1 protein-coding gene is annotated in these 1,750 nt (G+C 77.4%); it reads left to right on the top strand.

Annotated elements, in window-relative coordinates:
* A partial coding sequence (locus ACWEVO_RS36110; protein WP_452311879.1) for a P-type ATPase occupies nucleotides 1-1,750 on the top strand: 1,750 nt, incomplete at both ends.

Below are 1,750 nucleotides of genomic sequence, written 5' to 3'. Positions count from 1 at the left end.
GCCCGACCGAACGGTACGTCTCCCGGGCGCTCGCCGTCGGGGCGCTGGCCGGCGCGGCGGCGGTGCCGGTGGCCGGCCCGAAGCGGGCCGCGGCGCTGGGCCTCTCCTCCCTGCCCAAGGCGCCGGGCAACGGGCGCGAGGGGTACGCCGCCCAGCTCGGCCGGATGCTGGCCCGGCGCGGCGTCATCGTCATGGACCGCAGCGTGCTGCGCGGGCTGGACCGGATCGACACGGTGCTGCTGGACACCCGGGTGCTCGGCTCGGACCGGGGGGTGCTGGCCGACCTGGCGCCGCTGCCGGGCGCGGACACCGGGCAGGTGGCGGCCCGGGCGTTCGCCCTCTTCGACCCGGCCGACCCCGACGGGATACGGGAGGCCGACGGCTGGCGGCTCGGACCGCTGGACCGGATCGAGGCCGACGACCCGGGCGACACAAACGACAGCCGACGGCTGCGGGCCGACGGCGGCCACCTGCTCGGCCTGGCCGACGGCGATCGGCTCGCCGCCGTACTGCGGGTCGAGCCGGAGCCGGCGCCCGGCGTGGACGTGCTGCCGACCGCCATCCGCCAGGCCGGCCTGCGACTCGTGGTGGCCGGCGACGACGACGGCCGGTACGACTTCGCCGACGCCCTGCTGCCCGGCGGTCCCGACCTCGCCGAATCGGTACGCGCCCTGCAACGCGAGGGTGCGGTGGTGATGGTCGTCTCCGGCGATCGGGCCGCGCTCGGCGCCGCCGACTGCGGGGTCGGCGTCTCCGACCCGGACGACCTCCCGCCCTGGGGCGCCCACCTGCTGGTCGGCGACGACCTGCGAATTCCCGCGCTGCTGGTGGACGCGACCGGGGTGGCCCGCCGGATGACCGGGCAGAACATCCGGCTCGCCATGGCCGGCAGCGGCCTGGGCGCGCTCGGTGCGTTCACCGCCGAGCCGCAGCACCTTCCCCGCCGGTCGCTCGCCGCGGTCAACGGGGCGGCCGTGCTCGCCTTCGCGCACGGCGTCTGGCGGGCCCGTCGGCTGCCGGACCGGACCCGCACGCCGCTGCCCGCGCTGACCGCCTGGCACCTGATGCCCGTGTCGACCGTGCTCGCCCAGCTCGGCACCGACCAGAACGGCCTGACCAGCGAGGAGGCGGCCCGCCGGCACCGGGTGGCGAGCGAGGAGCACGGCCCGGCCGGGCTGCTCCGGGTGTTCGTGGAGGAGCTGTCGAACCCGCTCACCCCGGTGCTCGCCGCCGGCGCGGTCCTCTCCGCCGCGTTCGGGTCGCTGGTCGACGCGGCCCTGGTCGGCGGCGTGGTCGGCGGGTCCGCGCTGGTCGGGGCGGTACACCAGCGCAACACCGAACGGTCCCTCGCCGAGCTGCTGTCCCGTTCGGCGGTGACCGCGCGGGTGCTCCGGGACGGCGTCGAACAGGTGCTGCCCGCGGAGGACCTGGTGGCCGGGGACGTGGTCACGGTGGGACCCGGCGACGCGATCCCGGCCGACTGCCGCATCCTCACCTCCGATGGGCTGGAGGCCGACGAGTCGTCCCTGACCGGGGAGTCACTGCCGGTGGCCAAGGCCCCCGACCCGGTGGTGGCGGCGGCCGTCGCCGAACGCCACTCGATGCTGTACGAGGGCACCACCGTCGCCGCCGGTCACGGCACCGCCGTGGTGGTCGCGACCGGGGAGGAGACCGAGGCGGGCCGGAGCCTCGCCCTGGCCCGGCAGGCACCGCCGGCGAGCGGGGTCGAGGCGCGGCTCGGGAAGCTGAC

The organism is Micromonospora sp. NPDC003776, from assembly GCF_053605645.1.
The sequence above is the reverse complement of the archived record's forward strand: the minus strand, read 5'-3'. Positions and strand labels throughout refer to the sequence as shown.